The sequence below is a fragment of the Cellulosimicrobium composti genome (assembly GCF_010287905.1).
GTDB lineage: Bacteria > Actinomycetota > Actinomycetes > Actinomycetales > Cellulomonadaceae > Cellulosimicrobium > Cellulosimicrobium composti.
This window is the reverse complement of sequence record NZ_JAAFAN010000012.1, coordinates 14,783-32,907: the sequence shown is the minus strand read 5'-3', so window position 1 is coordinate 32,907 and position 18,125 is coordinate 14,783. Positions and strand designations below refer to the sequence as shown.

At 75.9% G+C, this 18,125-nt stretch carries 18 protein-coding genes and 1 pseudogene; 10 read left to right on the top strand and 9 right to left on the bottom strand.

Features of this window, described 5'->3' with window-relative positions:
• Nucleotides 1-160 precede the first annotated feature (160 nt).
• From GYH36_RS05440 to GYH36_RS05430, 3 genes are all read right to left on the bottom strand, one after another.
• Complete coding sequence (locus GYH36_RS05440; protein ID WP_162289316.1) at nucleotides 161-1,957, bottom strand: AMP-binding protein; 1,797 nt, start codon at nucleotides 1,955-1,957, stop codon at nucleotides 161-163.
• Between the two features lie 63 nt (nucleotides 1,958-2,020).
• Nucleotides 2,021-2,308: a hypothetical protein gene (locus GYH36_RS05435; RefSeq protein ID WP_115943350.1), complete on the bottom strand. Its 288-nt coding sequence runs from the start codon at nucleotides 2,306-2,308 to the stop codon at nucleotides 2,021-2,023.
• A 3-nt stretch (nucleotides 2,309-2,311) separates the two neighbouring features.
• On the bottom strand, nucleotides 2,312-2,860 hold the full coding sequence (locus GYH36_RS05430; RefSeq protein WP_024841477.1) for a hypothetical protein: 549 nt from the start codon (nucleotides 2,858-2,860) through the stop codon (nucleotides 2,312-2,314).
• A gap of 137 nt (nucleotides 2,861-2,997) precedes the next feature.
• Here GYH36_RS05430 and GYH36_RS05425 point away from each other — a divergent pair, with 137 nt between their 5' ends.
• Both GYH36_RS05425 and GYH36_RS05420 read left to right on the top strand, forming a co-directional pair.
• The gene (locus tag GYH36_RS05425) at nucleotides 2,998-4,068 is read left to right on the top strand and encodes a C2 family cysteine protease (RefSeq protein ID WP_162289315.1); all 1,071 of its coding nucleotides are present in this window, start codon (nucleotides 2,998-3,000) and stop codon (nucleotides 4,066-4,068) included.
• On the top strand, nucleotides 4,065-4,340 hold the full coding sequence (locus GYH36_RS05420) for a hypothetical protein (RefSeq protein WP_024841479.1): 276 nt from the start codon (nucleotides 4,065-4,067) through the stop codon (nucleotides 4,338-4,340). Before GYH36_RS05425 ends, GYH36_RS05420 begins: the two co-directional genes overlap by 4 nt.
• On the opposite strand, the gene GYH36_RS05415 is transcribed toward GYH36_RS05420, so the two are convergent.
• Nucleotides 4,327-4,944 carry a class I SAM-dependent methyltransferase gene (locus tag GYH36_RS05415; protein ID WP_024841480.1) on the bottom strand — a complete coding sequence of 206 codons (618 nt, stop codon included), beginning with the start codon at nucleotides 4,942-4,944 and terminating at the stop codon, nucleotides 4,327-4,329. The genes GYH36_RS05420 and GYH36_RS05415 overlap by 14 nt on opposite strands.
• Before the next feature lie 84 nt (nucleotides 4,945-5,028).
• On the opposite strand from GYH36_RS05415, the gene GYH36_RS05410 reads away from it, so the two are divergent.
• Nucleotides 5,029-6,549, top strand: coding sequence for a xylulokinase (locus GYH36_RS05410; protein ID WP_162289314.1), 1,521 nt, complete (start codon nucleotides 5,029-5,031; stop codon nucleotides 6,547-6,549).
• Nucleotides 6,550-6,899: 350 nt separating this feature from the next.
• On the top strand, nucleotides 6,900-7,652 hold the full coding sequence (locus GYH36_RS05405) for an MOSC domain-containing protein (protein ID WP_024842281.1): 753 nt from the start codon (nucleotides 6,900-6,902) through the stop codon (nucleotides 7,650-7,652).
• 3 nt (nucleotides 7,653-7,655) lie between these two features.
• On the opposite strand, the gene GYH36_RS05400 is transcribed toward GYH36_RS05405, so the two are convergent.
• Nucleotides 7,656-8,213 (bottom strand): PH domain-containing protein, encoded by a 558-nt coding sequence (locus GYH36_RS05400; protein ID WP_162289313.1) that lies wholly within the window; start codon nucleotides 8,211-8,213, stop codon nucleotides 7,656-7,658.
• A gap of 52 nt (nucleotides 8,214-8,265) precedes the next feature.
• A complete protein-coding gene (locus GYH36_RS05395; protein ID WP_024842283.1) occupies nucleotides 8,266-8,913 on the bottom strand; it encodes a histidine phosphatase family protein in 648 nt (215 codons plus the stop codon).
• Nucleotides 8,914-9,233: 320 nt separating this feature from the next.
• Between GYH36_RS05395 and GYH36_RS05390 the strand changes: the two genes are divergently transcribed.
• The 3 genes from GYH36_RS05390 to GYH36_RS05380 all read left to right on the top strand — a co-directional run bounded on the left by GYH36_RS05390 (nucleotide 9,234) and on the right by GYH36_RS05380 (nucleotide 10,944).
• Nucleotides 9,234-9,860 carry a DinB family protein gene (locus GYH36_RS05390; protein ID WP_024842284.1) on the top strand — a complete coding sequence of 209 codons (627 nt, stop codon included), beginning with the start codon at nucleotides 9,234-9,236 and terminating at the stop codon, nucleotides 9,858-9,860.
• Nucleotides 9,861-9,910: 50 nt separating this feature from the next.
• Nucleotides 9,911-10,609: a DsbA family oxidoreductase gene (locus tag GYH36_RS05385; RefSeq protein WP_024842285.1), complete on the top strand. Its 699-nt coding sequence runs from the start codon at nucleotides 9,911-9,913 to the stop codon at nucleotides 10,607-10,609.
• A gap of 155 nt (nucleotides 10,610-10,764) precedes the next feature.
• A complete protein-coding gene (locus GYH36_RS05380; RefSeq protein WP_024842286.1) occupies nucleotides 10,765-10,944 on the top strand; it encodes a hypothetical protein in 180 nt (59 codons plus the stop codon).
• Nucleotides 10,945-11,023: 79 nt separating this feature from the next.
• Here the strand turns inward: GYH36_RS05380 and GYH36_RS05375 are convergent, their stop codons facing one another.
• Both GYH36_RS05375 and GYH36_RS05370 read right to left on the bottom strand, forming a co-directional pair.
• Nucleotides 11,024-12,040 (bottom strand): DNA-3-methyladenine glycosylase family protein, encoded by a 1,017-nt coding sequence (locus tag GYH36_RS05375; RefSeq protein WP_024842287.1) that lies wholly within the window; start codon nucleotides 12,038-12,040, stop codon nucleotides 11,024-11,026.
• 47 nt (nucleotides 12,041-12,087) lie between these two features.
• Nucleotides 12,088-12,684: a ribonuclease H family protein gene (locus GYH36_RS05370; RefSeq protein WP_162289312.1), complete on the bottom strand. Its 597-nt coding sequence runs from the start codon at nucleotides 12,682-12,684 to the stop codon at nucleotides 12,088-12,090.
• Between the two features lie 341 nt (nucleotides 12,685-13,025).
• On the opposite strand from GYH36_RS05370, the pseudogene GYH36_RS20455 reads away from it, so the two are divergent.
• The 3 genes and pseudogenes from GYH36_RS20455 to GYH36_RS05355 all read left to right on the top strand — a co-directional run.
• Nucleotides 13,026-15,755, top strand: a pseudogene (locus GYH36_RS20455) (glycoside hydrolase family 95 protein); the annotation flags it as partial.
• A 119-nt stretch (nucleotides 15,756-15,874) separates the two neighbouring features.
• Complete coding sequence (locus tag GYH36_RS20450) at nucleotides 15,875-16,795, top strand: LamG domain-containing protein (RefSeq protein ID WP_162289351.1); 921 nt, start codon at nucleotides 15,875-15,877, stop codon at nucleotides 16,793-16,795.
• 143 nt (nucleotides 16,796-16,938) lie between these two features.
• A complete protein-coding gene (locus GYH36_RS05355; RefSeq protein WP_115943345.1) occupies nucleotides 16,939-17,646 on the top strand; it encodes a DedA family protein in 708 nt (235 codons plus the stop codon).
• A 34-nt stretch (nucleotides 17,647-17,680) separates the two neighbouring features.
• Here GYH36_RS05355 and GYH36_RS05350 read toward each other — a convergent pair whose 3' ends face one another.
• Nucleotides 17,681-18,061 carry an FKBP-type peptidyl-prolyl cis-trans isomerase gene (locus GYH36_RS05350; RefSeq protein ID WP_034605645.1) on the bottom strand — a complete coding sequence of 127 codons (381 nt, stop codon included), beginning with the start codon at nucleotides 18,059-18,061 and terminating at the stop codon, nucleotides 17,681-17,683.
• Nucleotides 18,062-18,125 lie beyond the last annotated feature (64 nt).

Genomic DNA, 18,125 nt, shown 5'->3' with positions numbered 1-18,125 from the left:
CCCGCCTGCGTCGCGGGCGTCGCCGACGACGTCAGCCAGGTTACGGCGAACCGCGACCGCCCGCCGAACAGGCGCTTGTGGCGCGTCGAGCATGCGGTCGGGGCGCATCCAGGTCGACGGATGCTCCCTGACCGCATGTTCGGCCTGGGGGCGGAGGTGGTCAGGCGCCGTGGCGCTCGACGTCGTCGCGACCCAGGAGGTCCTCACGGACGACGCGGCGCAGGACCTTGCCGATCTGCGAGCGCGGCAGCTCCGGCACGACGGCGAGCGTGCGGGGCAGCGCGTAGCGCGCGAGACGCTGCTCGCCCCACTCGCGGACCGCGGCGAGGTCGACGCGCGGTGGGGAGCCTGCGCCGTCGGCGTCGTCGAGCACGACGACCGCGGCGACGTGCTCGTCCGAGCCGGAGCCCGGCACGCCCACGACGGCGACGTCCCGGACGCCGGGCATGTCGCGCAGGTGGTCCTCGACCTGCGACGGGTACACCTTGAACCCGCCGGTGACGATCATCTCCTTGATGCGGTCCACGAGCGTGACCAGGCCCGCGTCGGGGCCGTCGAGGGGGACGCGCACGACGTCGCCCGTGCGCAGCCACCCGCCGTCGAGGAGCTGCTGGGCCGTCTCCTCCGGCCGGTTCCAGTACCCCCGGAACACCTGCGGCCCGCGCACGAGCAGCTCGCCGCGCACCGTGCGCGGCGCGGACGGGTCGTCGGACGGCTCGGGCTCGGCGTCGCGGAGCTCGCCCGCGTCGAGCGCGTCGGCGTCGACCACGCGGATCTCGGTGCTGGGGAACGGGAGCCCGAGCGTCCCGGGGCGGCGGTCGTCCGAGACGGGGTTGCCGAGCGAGACGGGCGACGTCTCGGTCATGCCGTAGCCCTCGATGAGCAGGCCGCCCGTCGTGTCCTCCCAGCGCTGCGCCGTCTCTGCCGTGATCGGCATGGCGCCCGCGAACGCGAGCCGGATCGACGTGAGGTCGCCGCCCGCGCCCGGGGCGTCGGCCGCGGCGCCGACGATGCGGTCGAAGATGGGCGCGACGCCGGGCAGGAACGTCGCGGGGCGGCGCGCCTGGGCGGCGACGAACGCCTTCGGGTCGAACTTCGGGAACGCGACGAGCGTCGCGCCGATGCGCGCGGGCAGCGTGAGGCAGAACGTCAGGCCGAACGCGTGGAAGAACGGCAGCACGCCGTAGACGGTCTCGGCGCCCTCCGCGAAGGACGCCCACGCCTGCCCCTGCACGACGTTCGCGACGAGGTTGCGGTGCGTGAGGACCGCGCCCTTGGGCGTGCCCGTGGTGCCGCCCGTGTACTGCAGGAGCGCGACGTCGTCGGCCGCGGGGTGGGGCAGCGACGGCGGCAGCGCCCGTGCGCGGCGCACGAGGTCGTGCCAGTCGGGGACGCCCGCGGGCACGGGGCCGCGCAGCGCGTCGCGCTGGGCCCGGGCGCGCGCCACGGGCAGGCGCAGCGCGAGCCGGCTGCCGCGCGGCAGGTCGCGCGCGACGTCGAGCGCGACGACGGCCCGCAGCCCGGTCGCCTCGGCGCGCGCCCCGAGGACGGCGGGGACGGCCTTGGTCCACACGACCGCGACGCTCGCCCCCGAGTCGGCCAGCTGGTGCGCGAGCTCGCCGGTCGTGTACGTGGGGTTGTGCTCGACGACGACCGCACCGAGGCGCTCCACCGCGTAGAACGCGACGACGTGCGACGTGCAGTTGGGCAGCACGAGGGCGACGCGGTCGCCCCGGCGCACGCCGAGGTCGTGCAGGGCGCTCGCGGCGCGCTCGACCTGCGCCACGAGGCGTGCGTACGTGGTGGTCGCGCCGAAGAAGTCGACCGCGACGCGGTCGGGCCAGCGCTCGGCAGCGCGGTACAGGGCGGCGGTGACCGGCTCGTCGGGCACCGTGACGTCCGTCGGGACGCCCGGGCTGTAGCGGTCGGTCCACGGCCTCGACGCCAGAGTGTTCACTACGCCACCGTAACCTACGGTTGCGTAGGTTTCATGGCGAGGCGGTGCACGACGTCGGTCAGGTCAGGCCGGGTGCCAGCGCGCTCCCCAGCGCCGCGTGAGGCGCCCGCCCGAGGTCGCGGCGTGCTTCCGCACGCCCGCCTCGACCGCGTCGGCGACACGGTGGGCGTCCGCGTCGGTGTCGGCGAGGAAGCGGACGGTGACGCGGGCCTCGCCGCGCACGACGCCGACGTCGTACGCCTCGACCGTGGTCAGGGCGCGCGCCGCGGCGGCCGCCGCGGGGAGCACGGCCTCCGGGTCGGCGCCCGGGCGCAGCAGGCCGACGGCGAGCGTCACGCGGTACGACGGCACGGCTCAGGCGAGCTCGGGCAGCGCCGACGCGGCGCACGGGTCGAGGTCCACGGGGCCGGACATGTCGAGGCGCACCACGTCGCCGTCGGCCGTGACGCGCACCTCCCACCCCGCGGCGTCCACGGCGGTGACGGACGCCGTCCCGCCGTGCTCGGCCTCCTCGACGCCGGAGGGCTTGCCGAACCCGTGCTCGTCGAGCACCGGCGCGAGCGCGTCGGGGACGTCCGCCAGCAGGTCGTAGCCCTCGCCGCCCGCACGGGTCGTGGACGCGTCGGGCAGGAAGACGACGCAGCGGCCGTCGTCCTGCGCGGTCGCGGACGCGTCGTCGTCCTGCGCCCAGCCGTCGGCCCCGACGACCTGCTGGACCGCGGCGAGGACGTCCTGGCGCGCGACCTCGTAGGCGGGCACGTCGCCGGCCGCGGGCGGCGCCTCCTGCGGGCCGGACGAGCCGCACGCGGCGAGCGGCGCGAGGGCCCCGAGCGTGAGGGCTGCGGCGGCGAGCCGACGGGCGGGCCGAAGGCCCCGTTCGCGTCCGCTGGTGCGCTCCGTCATGGTCCCCCCTCGGTCGGCGCGTCGTCCGCGGGGGACGCTACCAGCGCGGCCCGCGCGGCGGATGGGGAGCCCGCCCCATCGACCGCGGCCCGCGGGCGGGCGTACGTTCTCGGCGACCTGCCGGCGAGGGGGAGACGATGAGCGGGATGTACGGGGCGGACGTCGCGGAGCTGCGGCGTCTGGGTCAGCGGCTGGCCGAGGCCGCGGACAGGCTGACGGCGCTGCGGGGCGAGCTCGACGCCCTCGTGACGTCGAGCCCGTGGGAGGGACCCGACGGCGACGAGCTGCGCGGCACGTGGTCGACCTCGCACGGCCCGGCGGTCGCCGCGGTCGGCGCGGTGCTCGGCGAGGCGGCGACCGCCGTCGTGCGCCAGGCGGACCAGCAGGAGAGCGCGAGCACCGACGGCGCCGGCGGGCCGGGCGGCGGGGACCGCGGGACGCCGGGCGGTGGGGACCGCGGGACGCCGGGCGACGGCGACCGCCCGGGCGACCCCGACCTCACCGACGACCTCGGCGACTACGAGGACGTCCCGCCGATCGACCTCGAGAACGAGGACTTCTCGATCGACGACATCAACCAGGGGCAGGTCGGCGACTGCTGGTTCCTCGCCGGCCTCGGGGCCGTCGCCACGACGGACCCCGAGTTCCTGCGCGAGCACATCCGGCTCAACGACGACGGCACCTACACCGTGACGATGTACTCCGACGGGAAGCCGGTCGAGATCGTCGTCGAGCCGACGGCCCCCGAGAACGGCGTGGGCGGTCAGAACGGCGAGCCGAACTGGGTGTCGATCTACGAGAAGGCGGCCGCCGAGTACTTCGGGGGCGACTACGAGGACATCGACGGCGGGCACTCCGACGTCGCGTTCGAGGCGATCACGGGCCGCCCGGCCGAGCGCTCGGGGGAGCTGAGCCTCTCGGACATCCAGGACCGGCTGAAGGACGGGCCCGTCGCCGTCGGCACCGAGGACGACGACGCGTTCTGGTGGTGGGAGGACGAGGTCGACGACAGCCGCATCGTCCCCAACCACGCGTACGTCGTGACGGAGGTCAAGGAGGTGGACGGCGAGCTGAAGATCCACATCGTCAACCCGTGGGGCCCTGGCGGCGGCATGCTGGACGGTGAGCACAAGGTCGGCGACCTGTGGCTCACCGAGCAGGAGTACAAGGACAACTTCGACTCGGTCTACTCGGGAGGTCGACCATGACGGACCAGGACGACGTGCGCCGGGCGCGCGTCCCGCAGGGGGCTCAGGCCGAGTTCGCCGACGTGCGCGTCGGGGTGATGCGCGTCGGGGTCGGCGCGGGGCGCGCGCTCGCCCAGCTCGCGGTCCGGTCGCCGCGCGGCGAGGACGTGCTGCGCGCCGACCTCGGCGACGTCATCGACCTGCACGGTGCGGGCATGCTCCACGTGGACGACGTCGAGGGCGAGCCGGGCACGTCGAGCGGGGCGGTGACGTTCACGTTCACCCCGGCGTGACGGACAGGACGGCGACGAGGAAGTCGGCGTCGTCCGACCACGGGCGCAGGTCCCACGTCGAGAGGGCGACGTCGAGGCGCAGGCCCGCCTCCGCGGCGTCGGCGAGGAACCGCTCCGGCGCGTAGCCGCGGCCGGTGCCGAAGCCGACGACGGCGCGCCCGTCCGGCGCGAGGTGCGCGCGGAAGCGCCGCAGGACCTCGACCTCGGTGCCCTCCGCGAGGAAGGTCATGACCTGCCCTGCGCACACGATCGCGTCGAACGGCTCGGTGACGCCCTCGGCGGGCAGGTCGAGCTCGGCGAGGTCGCCCACGCGCCAGTCGGGCCCCGGGTGGTCGGTGCGCGCCGCTTCGACGAGCACCGGGTCGACGTCGACCCCGACGACCACGTGACCGCGCGCGTGCAGCTCCGCGCCGACGCGGCCCGGGCCGCAGCCCGCGTCGAGCACGCGCGACCCCCGCGGCAGCATCGCGTCGACGAAGCGCGCCTCGCCCGCGAGATCGGCGCCCTGCGCCGCCATCGTGCGGAAGCGCTCGACGTACCAGGTGGAGTGCGACGGGTCGGCGGCGGTCCGCAGCTCCCAGCGCGAGGGTCGGGTGGCGCTCATGCGGTCGACGCTACCTCGCCGCGGACGGGGTCCGGCGAGCCCCGGACGGGAGCGCGGTGTGCGCCGGGGTGGAAGAGTCGGACCGTGCGCACCCCGGCCGGCCCTCCCACGGTCCACCTCGGCGTCGACCTCGGCACGAGCGGTCTCAAGCTCGTGCTGCTCGCGCGCGACGGCACGGTCGTCGCGGAGTCCGAGGCGTCGTACGACGTCGCGCACCCGCGCCCGGGGTGGTCGCAGACGGACCCGGCGACGTGGACCGGCGCGCTCGCGCGGGCGCTCGACGACCTCGCTGCACGGGCGGGGGACGGCGTCGTGGTGCGTTCGGTGGGGGTCGCGGGGCAGATGCACGCGGCGGTGCTCGCCGACGCCGCGGGGCGGCCGCTCGCGCCCGCGGTGCTGTGGACGGACGCCCGTGCGGCCGACCGGCTCGACCGGTGGCGTGCCCTGCCCGAGCCGGTGCGGGCGCGGCTCGCGAACCCGCTCGTGCCGGGGATGACCGGCCCGGTACTCGACTGGTTCGCGGCGCACGACCCCGCGCTGTGCGACCGCGCGGCGCACGTGCTCCTGCCGAAGGACGTGGTGCGGGCGTGGCTCGTCGACGACGCCGCGCTGCCCGCAGGCACGACGGACCGCTCGGACGCCGCGGGCACGCTTCTGTGGGACGTGACCCGCGACGCGTGGGCGGACGACGTCGTCGCGCACCTCGACCTCCCGGGCCGGCTCCTGCCCGGGGTCGCGCCGTCCGACGCGGTCGCGGGCACGACGTCACGCCTCGCGCGGTGGTTCCCCGCGAGCGGCACCGCGGTGCCCGTGGTCGTGGGCGGCGGCGACACCCCGGTCGCGCGCCTCGCCGTCGGGGCGCCGGGCCTGCACGTGAACCTCGGGACAGGGGCGCAGGCGATGGCCGCGCTCGACCGTCCGGCGCCCGTCGCCGACGCCGTGGTCCACACGTTCGCCGACACCGGCGCGGGGGAGGACGCGGGTTGGTACCGCCTCGCCGCGGTGCAGAACGCCGGGCTCGCGCTCGACTGGGCGCTGCGCGTGCTCGGCCTGTCGTGGGAGGACGCCGTCGCACTCGCGCGCAGCGCTCCCGCGGGTGCTGGCGGCGTCACGTTCCTGCCGTTCCTCACGGGCGAGCGCGGCGGCGTCGCCGGCCCGGGCGCGCGCGGCGCGTGGACGGGCCTGGGGGAGTCCACCGGCCGCGCCGAGCTCGTGCGCGCCGCCGTCGAGGGCATGGTGTTCGCCGTCGCCGCGGCCGTCGACCTCCTCGACGCGCCGGGCACCGACCCGTCGACCGGACCGGTCGGCCCCGCGTCGGCGGGCACGAGGTCGCCGGACCGGGACGCGGAGGTCGTCGTCACCGGCGGCGGGACGCGCGAGCCGCTGGTGCGCGAGCTGCTCGCCGACGCGCTCGGCCGTCCCGTGCGGCGCGTCGGGCTCCGCAGCGCGACGGCGGTCGGCGCGGCGCTCCTCGCGGCGCGCGGCACGGGCGACCCGGTCGAGCCCGCGACGACCACCGCCGCCCCGGACCTCCCGACCCCGGCCCGGCCCGACGTCGTCGAGCACCTTGCCGCCTGGCGCGCCACCGCCGCGGCCCTCGCCTGACGCGCCCGACCCGGACTCCGCCCGCCCGGACCGACCCCCGCACCGGGGGAGCACGACGACGAGGCCGCACGTCGCCTGCGTCAGGTGACGAGCGGGAGCGGCGGGGCTGGGGGAGCGCGACACCGGGCTCCTACGGCAGGTGACGTCACCACGAGCGGGGCGCGCAGAGGAGGAGGGCGTGGGTCGTGGCGGGTCTGGCGGGAGGCCGCGAGGAACGAGCGGCCGGATGGAAGACCCGCGCCCTCCTCCTCGGAGCGCCCCGCCGACGCGACCCACGCGCGCGCCCCTCGGAGCGACCCGCGAACGCGTTTCCCCTGTGCTCGAACCCCGCGCGCTGCGAGAATCGAGGGATGTCGCCTGCCGCCCCCACCGTCGCGTCCCCCTCCGCCGGCACCGAGCCCGTGACCGACCTCGCCTCGAGCGCCCCGACCGGCGAGGTGCTGGCGGTGTGCCGCGTGCACGCGCTCCTGCCCGACGCGGGCCCCGCCGGCGTCACGGCGATCGACAAGCGCCCGGTGTCGGGGCCGGTGAAGGTGCGTCGGCTCGGCCTGTACGCGGACCTCCAGGCGGACCGCGCGAACCACGGCGGGCCGGAGCAGGCCGTGTACGCGTACGGGCAGGACGACACGGACTGGTGGGTCGGTCAGCTGGAGCGCGAGATCCCGCCGGGTCTGTTCGGGGAGAACCTGCGGGTGCGGGGCATCCCGGTGAGCGACGCGGTCGTGGGCGAGCGCTGGTCCGTCGGGTCGGCGCTGCTGGAGGTGACGCAGCCGCGCACGCCGTGCTCGACGTTCGCGCGTCGCCTCGGGGAGGAGCGCTGGGTCAAGCGGTTCACGGTCGCGAACCGCACGGGCGCGTACCTGCGGGTCGTGCGGGGCGGCGAGCTGCAGGCGGGCGACGCGGTGACGGTCTGCTACCGGCCGGAGCACGGGGTGACGCTCGCCGCGTGGTTCGGCGCGTGGACCGGGCGCGGCGCGGACCCCGAGCACGCGGCGTCGCTCGCGCGTCGGCTCCTGGCGGCGCACCTGGAGGGTGACGTCACGCTGAGCGACGAGATGCGGGCGCGTGCGGAGATCGCGGCGGGGCGGCGCGTCGAGGACTGAGCGTCACCGCTCCGCGCGCGGGATGCGGGGTGCGCGGCGCCCGCGGGGCGGCTCGTTGGGCGGCCACTCGCCGTCGTCGGAGCCGTCGTCGGCGGAGAACAGGAGGTCGTGCAGGCGGACCTGCACGTTCTCGACGTCGGGCACGTCGTGGAGGTCGAGGCCGGGCTTGTCGGTCGCGTCGGAGATCACGAGCGTCCCGCACCCGAAGATCCGGTCGATGGGGCCCTTCTCGTAGTTGACGTCGTTGATCCGGTAGAGCGGGATGTCGCGGCCGGTGCGCGTGATGATCCCGGAGCGCATCGCGATCCGCTTGGTGGTGACGGTGTACTCGGTGGTGCGCCAGCGCAGCCACGGCACGAACACCCAGATGATCGCGGCGACGAGCGCGACGCCCGCGACGGCCCAGCGGGCGACGTCGTTCGGGACGAGCACGAGCGTCACCACGACGGCGGCGACGAGCACGACCAGGAGCACGAACGGCCAGAACAGCGCCTTCGCGTGCTCCTTGAGCTCCATGACGACGTGCTCGCCCTCGGTGAGGTGCTTCTCGCTCAGTCCCATGAGCGTCATCGTGCCACCTCGCGCCCTGCCGGGGCAGGGGCGTCCGGGCCGGTCAGCCCTGCGCGGAGAGGTTCCAGCCCTCGATCGTGCGCAGCCCGTGCCCGTAGCCGAGCAGGCAGATCGCGGCGGTGCCGAGCTCGAGCCGTGCCCCCAGGCCGGGGTCGACGCCGAGCCACACGGTCGTGAGCACGCGCAGCAGGTGGCCGTGGGCGAACAGCACGACGTCCTCGCCGCCCTGGAGGGTCGGCTCGACGCGCCCGACCACGCGCCCGGCGCGCTCGGCGACGTCGGCGAGCTCTTCGCCCCGGTGCCCGTTCGCCGCGGCGAGGACGTTGACGCCGTCGCGGAAGATGAGCCAGTCGCGCCCGATCTGCTCGCTCACGGCCACCGCGGTCTGGCCGTCGACCGGCCCGTAGTCCCACTCGGCGAGGTCGTCGTCGGTCGCCGCGTCGGGGAAGCCGGCGAGGTCGGCGGTGCGGCGGGCGCGCTGGCGCGGGCTCGAGAGCACGACGGCGGGGCGCCGCCCTCGGCGGTCGGCCCACCGCTGGAGCCACACGCCGGCGGCCACGGCCTGCTGCTCGCCCGCGACCGTCAGCGGGATGTCGGAGCGTCCGGTGTGGCGCCCGCTCGCGCTCCACTCGGTCTCGCCGTGGCGCACGAGGACGAGCTGCGGGTCGGGTGCGGTGTCGTTCGCGCTCACGGGGTCGCCTTCCTCCGGGGTCCTCCAGCAGGATGACCCGGCGGCGCGGCGTGCGCGCGCCGGGGCGTCAGCCCACCATGCCGTCGGCGCCGTTGACGACGAGGAACGCGACGAGCGCTCCGAGCAGCACGACGGCGACGCCGGTCGCGACGAGCAGGACGGTACGGGGGCGGACGCGCACGAGGTCTCCCGGGGAGAGGGGATGGGCCCTCCATCGTCTCGCACGGCCGTGGGTGGCGGGGGCTAGCGTCGGCGGGAACACCCGACGAGCACGAACCGACGAGCACGGCGGCGACGACGCCGCGGGCAGGGAGGCCGAGATGGTGCACGTGGCGGAGGACGGCACGATCGCGTACGGGAGCCCCGACTTCGACTGGTCGATCCTCACGGTGCCGACGGCGCTCGCCGTCGTGCGCGGACAGCTCGGCTTCTCGTGGCTGGAGGTCTCGGACCGGCTGGCGACGCTGACCCAGGCGGAGCTCGAGTGGGAGCCCGGCCCGGACGCGCTGCGGGTCGTACGGCGGGGGACCGAGCGCGCGCCGCGCACGCTGGGCGTGGGCGAGTGGGTCATGGAGTGGCCCGAGGGTCCGGACTCGCCGCAGCCGCGCACGATCGCCTGGCTCGTCGCGCACCTCACGGAGGTGTTCTTCGAGCGGTGGGAGTGGACGTTCGGCCCGCACGAGCGCCGTCGCGACGCGGTGGTCTTCTCGGGCGAGGTCGGCGCCGCGGTCGCGGGGCTGCGGCACGAGGTGGACCGCTGGCGGGCGGGGGTGGACGCGCTGCCCGAGGAGGCGGCGTTCGCCGTGGGGCTCAGCCAGGCCACGGAGATCGACGCGCAGGCGCCGTTCGTGCACCTCGTGGCGCACCTGAACCGTGAGCTCGTCCACCACGGCGCGGAGATCATGGTCCTGCAGGACCTCCACCGTGCGGCGCACGTCACGCGGTGAGCCGGGCCCTGCGGGGAATCGTGCGGTCCACCAGATGGTTGAACGGTCACATGACCACGAACAGCCCTGCCGCGACGGATGCGGCGGCCCCCACCGTGAAGATCGACATCTGGTCCGACGTCGCGTGCCCCTGGTGCTACGTCGGCAAGCGACGTCTCGAGACGGCGCTCGGCCGCCTCGCGGAGTCCGGTGACGGCCCGCAGGTCGAGATCGAGTACCACTCGTTCGAGCTCGCGCCCGACACCCCGGTCGACTTCGACGGCACCGAGGTGGACTTCCTCGCGGGCCACAAGGGCATGCCGCGCGCGCAGGTCGAGCAGATGCTCGCCCAGATGACGCAGCTCGCCGCGGCGGAGGGGCTGTCGTACGACTTCGACGCCCTGCAGCACACCAAGACGCTCACGGCGCACGAGCTCCTGCACCACGCGAAGGCGCACGGCAAGCAGCTCGAGATGAAGGAGCGGCTTCTCAAGGCGTACTTCGAGGAGGGCCGCCACGTGGGCCGCGTCGAGGAGCTCGCCGACCTCGCGGCGGAGGTCGGGCTCGACCGTGCCGAGGTCCTCGCGGCGCTCGAGGACGGCCGGTACGCCGACGACGTGCAGGCCGACATCGACCAGGCGCGTGCGTACGGGATCAACGGGGTGCCGTTCTTCGTCGTCGACGGGCGGTACGGGGTCTCGGGGGCGCAGGACCCGGCCGTGTTCGTGCAGGTCCTGCGGCAGGCCGCGACGGAGCGTGACGCGGCCTGATCGCTCGCGCTCGACCCGAGGTGCGCCGGAGCGACGCATCTCACACACGGTGCGGTGGACCTGCGACTCGGTATCACCCAGACTGGTCGCAAGCCCGCACCGACGCCGGCTCCACACGTGCACCGGCGCCCGTGAATCCCACGAGGAGGCCTCAGATGACGGACACCACGACGAACCTCTACCACTCCATCGCGAACCCGCGTCGCACCACGCTCATGACCGTGAGCGCGGCCGACGCGGCGGCCCCGCACCGCGAGCCCGCACCGTCGCTCACGCTCATGGGCGCGGACGACGCCGCGGTCTGCGCGGACGGGGCGTGCGCCCTGCCCGAGTGACCGCTCGCCGGACGAACGCAGGAGCCGTCGGACCGCCCGGTCCGGCGGCTCCTGCGCGTCTGCTCCCGGGACGGTGCCGTCAGTTGCGGCGGTGGTCCTGGATCGAGAGGCGGGGGCCGCGGCGCGGGGCGCGCGCCCGGCCCGAGACCTCCAGCAGTCGCACCACGCGGTAGCGGTGCGGCGCGTAGGGCGCCAGCAGCTCGAGCATGCGCTCGTCGTCCACGCGCTCGCCGACGAGCGCCCAGCCGACGGCCTTGGCGAGGTGGAAGTCGCCCACGGAGACGGCGTCGGCGTCGCCCAGCGCGCGCTGCGCGACCTCCGCCGCGGTCCACACCCCGACGCCGGGCACGACGCGCAGCCGCGCGTGCGCGGCCTCCGCGCCCGCGGCGTCGAGGACCGCCCCGCACTCCTCGAGGCGCCGGGCCACCCGTGCCGCGGCGACCACGGTCCGCGCGCGTCCCGGGTCGACGTTCGCCCGGTGCCAGTCCCACGTCGGCACGCCCGCCCAGCCTGCGGCGTCGGGCACGACGAGCATCCCCGCCTCGCCCGCGGGCCCGGGCGCGCGCTCGCCGTGGCGGCGCAGGAGCCACGCCCACGAGCGCCACGCCGCGACCGCCTGGACGCGCTGCTCGAGGATCGCGGGCACGAGGGCCTCCAGGACGCGGCCCGTGCGTGGCACGCGCAGGCCGGTCGCGCGCCGGTGGACGTCCCGCAGCTGCGGGGGCGGCACGAAGCCGGCGTCGTCGTCGCGCTCGCCGAGCAGGTCGGGCAGGGCGTCGAGCGCCTCGTCGGCCCCGGGGCCCCAGGCGTGCGCGACGACGTCGCGCGGCCCGGCCTGGACGAGGCGGCACGCCGCGGGGCCGCTCGGCATGCGCGTGGTGCGCCACAGGTCGCCGGAGGCGGTGCGGCGGAACGTCGGGTCGTAGGGACCGCGGCCGAGCCGGTCGAGCGTGAGGTGCAGGTCGAGCGGCCGCGCCGACCGCACGCGCCGCGTGAGCGGAGCGCCCGCCGCGTGGCAGGCGGCCGGGGCGGGGCCCGGAGGGTCGCCGACCGCGTGCTCGGCGGGCCCGGGGCCCGTGCTCGGCAGGACGGTCACCCGTCCATCGTCGCACCCGTCGCCCACGTCCCCGACACGCCCGGGTCTCAGTCGAACAGGGTGTCCATGTCCCACGCGGGCTCGGGCGCGGCCTGCTTGGCGTGCGCGGGCTGCGTCCCGACGGCGGTCGTCGAGGCCCCCGCGGGCACGCGCCCCGCGCGCCGGGTGGGGTCCCCGAGCTCGGGCACGAGCGTGCCGTCGAGGTCGCCGCGGCCCGCGGCCCAGTCCTGCGCGGCGAGCCCCGCGAGCTGGTCGGCACGCTCGTTGAACGGGTCGCCGACGTGGCCGCGGACCCACCGGAAGCGCACGGGCCCGGCGCGCTCGGTGATGACGCGGTCGATCGCCTGGACGAGCTCGAGGTTCTTCACGGGCTGCCCGCCGGCGGTGCGCCACCCCTTGCGCTTCCACGCGACGACCCACTCGGACGCGCACTTGATCGCGTACTGCGAGTCGGACTCGATGAGGAGCGGTTCCGCGCCGGGGTGCGCGCGGACCGCCTGGAGCAGCGCGGTGAGCTCGGCGACCTGGTTGGTCCCGCTCGCGGCGCCGCCGGAGTCGAACGTGCCGTCGTGGTTGATCCACGCCCACCCGATGGCGCCGCCCGGGTTGCTCAGGCACGAGCCGTCGGTGCTGACAGTGATCACAGCGCTCCTCGATCACGGACGTCCCCGCCCGCGGGCTGCGGCGCGGGGAAGCGGATGCGTCGGGGCACATTGTCCCCCGAGCGTGGGCGTCGTGGTGCACGCGTCCCGACGCCTGGCCCGTCGCGCGGGGCGAGGGCACGCCGGTCCGCGGACACGGGCGGACGACCTCCGTCCAGTGATCCGATGAAGTGTGTCGTGTTTTGGCGCACCGGGTTGACGTTATCCCAGAAGTCGGCCACCGTGGTCGAGCACACATCGGATGAATCCCGGGTACGCGGCGTAGGCCGAGCGTCGTCGCCCACCGATCGCGGAACACCGACGTCCCGCCCAGGAGGCCACTGATGTCCCCAGAACGCACCACCGCGCGTCGAACCGGCCCACGCCGCGTCGTCGCCCAGATCACCGCTGGCGCGCTCGCCGTGCCGCTCGCGCTCCTCGCGGCACCCGCGACCGGGGCGAGCGCCCCGGCGTCGGGCGTGCTGGGCGCCGCCGCCGCGCCCGGCGCGACGATCCCCGGCGACCCCGACACCATCTGGTTCGACGAGCCGCTGAACACGGCGGCGGCGAACCTCCAGCAGGAGTGGGAGCAGCGCGCGCTGCCGATCGGCAACGGCGCGATGGGCGCCACCGTCTTCGGCGGCGTCGCGCGCGAGCAGGTCCAGCTCAACGAGAAGACCCTGTGGACCGGCGGGCCCGGATCGCCGGGCTACGACTTCGGGAACTGGACGAGCCCGCGCCCCGGCGCGATCCAGCAGGTCCGCGACCGGATCGACGCCGAGGGGAGCGTCAGCCCCGAGGAGGTCGCCGCGGTGCTCGGCCAGCCGAAGACGGGCTTCGGCTCGTACCAGACGTACGGCGACCTCGTCCTGGAGATGACCGGCCAGGAGGGCGCGGCGACCGACTACCGCCGCGCGCTCGACATCGGCGACGCCGTGGTCACGACGACCTACACGCTCGACGGGACCGCGTACACGCGCGAGTACTTCGCGAGCGCGGCCGACGACGTCGTCGTCGTGCACCTCACCGCCGACGAGCCCGGGTCCGTCGGCTTCGAGGCGCGGCTCGACCTGCCGTCGGGCCGGTCGAACGTGGCGCAGTCCGCGGCGGACGGCCGCATCACGACCTCGGGGACCCTGAGCGACAACGGCCTGCGGTTCGCGTCGCAGGCGCAGGTGCTCACCGACGGCGGGACGCGGACCGACGGCGCGAACGGCCGCGTCACGGTCACGGGCGCCGACTCCGCGACGATCGTCCTCTCCGCCGCGACGGACTACGCGGGCGAGTACCCGACGTACCGCAGCGGCGTCGCGCCGCTCGACGTCGTGACGCCCCGCGTCGACGCCGCCGCGGGCAAGGGCGTGGACGCCCTGCGCGATGCGCACCTCGCGGACTACCACGAGCTCTACGAGCGCGTGCGCCTCGACCTCGGCGCGGAGCTGCCCGACGTCCCGACCGACGAGCTCCTCGCGGCCTACCGGGCGGGCACCACGCCGGAGAGCCAGCGCGCGCTGGAGGCGCTGTACTTCCAGTTCGGGCGCTACCTGCTCGTCTCGTCGTCGCGCGACGGATCGCTGCCCGCGAACCTGCAGGGCGTGTGGAACCGCGTGAACAACCCGCCGTGGGACGCGGACTACCACGTGAACATCAACCTGCAGATGAACTACTGGCCGGCCGAGACGACGAACCTCTCCGAGACGACGGCCCCCTGTTCGACTACGTGGACTCGATGGTCGCGCCCGGCGAGGTCACGGCGAGCACGATGTACGGCGCGGACGGGTGGGTCGTCGGCAACGAGACCAACCCGTACGGCTTCACGGGCCTGCACCAGTACCCGCAGTCCTTCTGGCAGCCCGACGCCGCGGCGTGGCTCGCGCAGCACTACTGGGAGCACTACCTGTTCACGGGCGACGAGCAGTTCCTCGCCGAGCGCGCCTACCCGATGCTGCGCTCGGTCGCGGAGTTCTGGTTCGACTTCCTCGTCGTGGACCCGCGCGACGGCTCGCTCGTCGTGACGCCCAGCTACTCGCCCGAGCAGGGCGACTTCACGGCCGGAGCGTCGATCTCGCAGCAGATCGTCACGCAGCACCTCGCGAACACCGCCGCGGCGGCCGCGGCGCTCGGGGAGACGGACGCCGCGTTCCTCGACGAGCTCGCCGCGACGCGCGCCGACCTCGACCCGGGCCTGCGCGTCGGCTCGTGGGGCCAGCTCCAGGAGTGGAAGGAGGACCTCGACCAGCCGAACAACACCCACCGGCACGTGAGCCACCTGTGGGCGCTCTTCCCGGGCGGCGCGGTCTCACCGACCGCGACGCCGGAGCTCGCGGCCGCGGCGCGCGTCTCGCTCGACGGCCGGGGCGACGGCGGCACGGGCTGGAGCAAGGCGTGGAAGGTGAACTTCTGGGCGCGCCTGCTCGACGGCGACCGCGCGCACAAGCTCCTGCGCGAGCAGCTCACGGGCAGCACGCTCGACAACCTGTGGGACAACCACCCGCCGTTCCAGATCGACGGCAACTTCGGCGGCACGTCCGGCGTCGCCGAGATGCTGCTGCAGAGCCACGACGGCGTGGTCGACGTGCTGCCCGCGCTGCCGTCGGCGTGGGCCGAAGGGTCGTCCACCGGCCTCGTGGCGCGCGGCGGCACCGAGGTCGACGCCGCGTGGACCGGGGGAGCGGCCCGCGAGATCACGCTGCGCCCGTCGCGCGACGGCGACCTCACGGTGCGCAGCCCGCTCTTCGCGTCGGGCGCGTACACGCTCGTGGACGGTGACGGGAACGCCGTCGAGCACGTGCGCGACGGCGCCGAGGTCACGTTCGCCGCGACGGCGGGCGACGCGTACACCGCGGCGGCGCTCGCGACGGTGGGCGTCACGGCGCCCGCGAGCGCCACGACGGGTGACGTCGTGGACGTCGTCGCGACGGTCTCCGCCGTGGGCGACGCCGCGATCGAGGGCGGTGAGCTCGAGCTCGTCCTGCCGGAGGTCCCGGACGGTCAGCCGGAGTGGGTCGCGGAGCCGGCCGCGGTCGACCTCGACCCGGTCCCGGCGGGCGCGTCGCGCGACGTCTGGTTCCGCGTGACCGTCGGCGCGGGGAACGACTCGGGGACGTCCGCCGTCGTCGCGCGCCTCACCGCGGGCGAGGGGACGGTCGAGGGTCGCGCGGCGATCGCCGTCAGGCCACCCGCACCCTGCGCGGTGCCGCCGGCCGACGGCACGCTCCTCGCGTGGGACCTCGGCGAGGACCCGCTCACGGACGCGTCCGGCCACGGCCGCACGCCGCGCGTCGTGGGCCCGGCCCCGGTCGTGGCGGAGGGCCCCACCGGCTCGGCGCAGTCGCTCGGCCCGACGACGTACGTCGCGAGCGAGCCGTTCGCCCTGGGCCACCTCTACCAGGCGTCGTTCGCGGGCGAGTTCCGCATCGACGCCGGGGTGTCGTCGTACCGGCGCCTGTTCGACGCCCAGCCCGTGGGGCAGGACGCCGACGGCATCCTGATCGACCTCACGCCGTCGAACGCGGTCCGCGTCATCACGGCGGGCGTCGGCACCACGACCCCGGTCCAGGTGCCGACGGGCCGGTGGTTCGACCTCGTCGTGACGATCGGCGAGGACGGTGCCATCACGGTGTTCGTGGACGGTGACGCGCGGTCCGGCGGGACGATCGCCGGGTTCGACGCGATCGCGGGGTGCCGGACGCGCCCGTTCCACGTCGGCGCGAACCAGGGCGGCGGCGAGGTGCAGCGCGGCGCGGTGGACCGGGTCGCGGTCTTCGGCCGGGCCCTCACCGCGGACGAGGTCGCGACGTGGCAGGCGCTCGCGTTCGACGCCGACGAGCCGGGCCCCGACGTGACGGTCGCGGCGCAGGCGCGCTGCCTCGCCGGTCGTGCGTACGTCGCGGTCCGTGCGACCAACGCGGACGACGTGGCGCTCGACGTGACGCTCGAGACCCCGTACGGCTCCCGCACGGCCGCGGGCGTGGCTCCCGGGGCGGCGGCGTACCAGTCGTTCGCGGTCCGGGCGGCGTCCGTGGACGCCGGCTCGGCGACCGTCACGGCCACGGTGCCCGACGGCGGACCGGCCTCCGTGCACGACGTCGCCTTCGAGGCACGCACGTGCTGACCCGCCGACCGCCGCAGCGGTGACGCCGCGGGCCCCGGACCGTCCGACGTCCGGGGCCCGCGCGCCCGCTCGGGGTCGCCTCAGGGAAGAACCGGGGGGATACCCCATAGTGCGGGGGCCCCGGACCGTCGAGGCTGGTGCGCATGGTCGCGTGGGTCGTGGAGGCGTGGGGACAGGTCGAGGCGTGGCTGCTCGCGCTCGTCGACTCGGTGTGGGCGCTCCCGGTGCTCTTCGCGACCACCGCCGGGGACGGGTTCTTCCCGCCGATCCCGGGCGAGACCGTCATCGTCATGCTCGCGGTGGGTGCGCAGTCCGGCGGCGGCGTCGCGTGGGGGCTCGTCCTGCTCGTCGCGGCGCTCGGCGCGTGGTGCGGCGACCAGCTCGCCTACGCCCTGGGCCGGGCGCTCGGCACCCGGGCCCTGCCGGCGCTGCGCGGCCCGCGCGGGCGCCGCGCCGTCGCGTGGGCGACGCGCTCGCTCGACCGTCGCGGCGCGTCCGTGGTGCTCGGGGCGCGGTTCGTGCCCGTCGGGCGCACGGCGGTCAACGTCACCGCGGGCGCGGTGGGCTTCTCGAGGCGCCGGTTCATGGCGCTGTCGGCCGTGGCGTCCGTCGCGTGGGCGACCTACTCGGTGCTCATCGGCACCCTGGCCGCGGCGTGGGTGGGCGACAGCCCGCTGCTCGCGGTCGTCGTCGGGGTCGTCGGCGGCATCCTCCTGGGCGTCCTCGTCGACGCCGTCGTCCGCCTGCGCGCCGCGCGTCGCGAGCGCGCGGCGGCGGCCGTCGTGGTCCCGGCTCCGGCGGTCCGTGGGACCGAGGCCGCGCTCGCCGCGTGCCCCGACGCCGCGCGGTAGCGGCCCGAGCGGACCGCCACCGCGCGGGGTGGCGTCAGGAGACGCCGAGCAGGTCGATGACGAAGATCAGCGTCTTGCCCGAGAGGCGGTGGCCGGCGCCCGCCGGGCCGTACGCCAGGTCCGGCGGCACGACGAGCTTGCGGCGCCCGCCGACCTTCATGCCGGGGATGCCCTGCTGCCAGCCCGCGATGAGGCTGCGCAGCGGGAAGTTGATCGACTGCCCGCGGTTCCACGAGGCGTCGAACTCCTCGCCCGTCTCGTACTCGACGCCGAGGTAGTGCACGTTCACGGTCGCGCCGGGCGTGGCCTCGGGGCCGTCGCCGACGGTGACGTCCTCGACGACGAGCTCGGTGGGGGCGGGGCCCTCGGGCGCGTCGACCTCGGGGCGGGACAGCTCGTTCTCTCCAGTGGTCATGCGTCGATCCAACCACGAGCGCCCGCCCACGCTCGCACGCCCGGGCCTCGGACGCCGGGTGCGC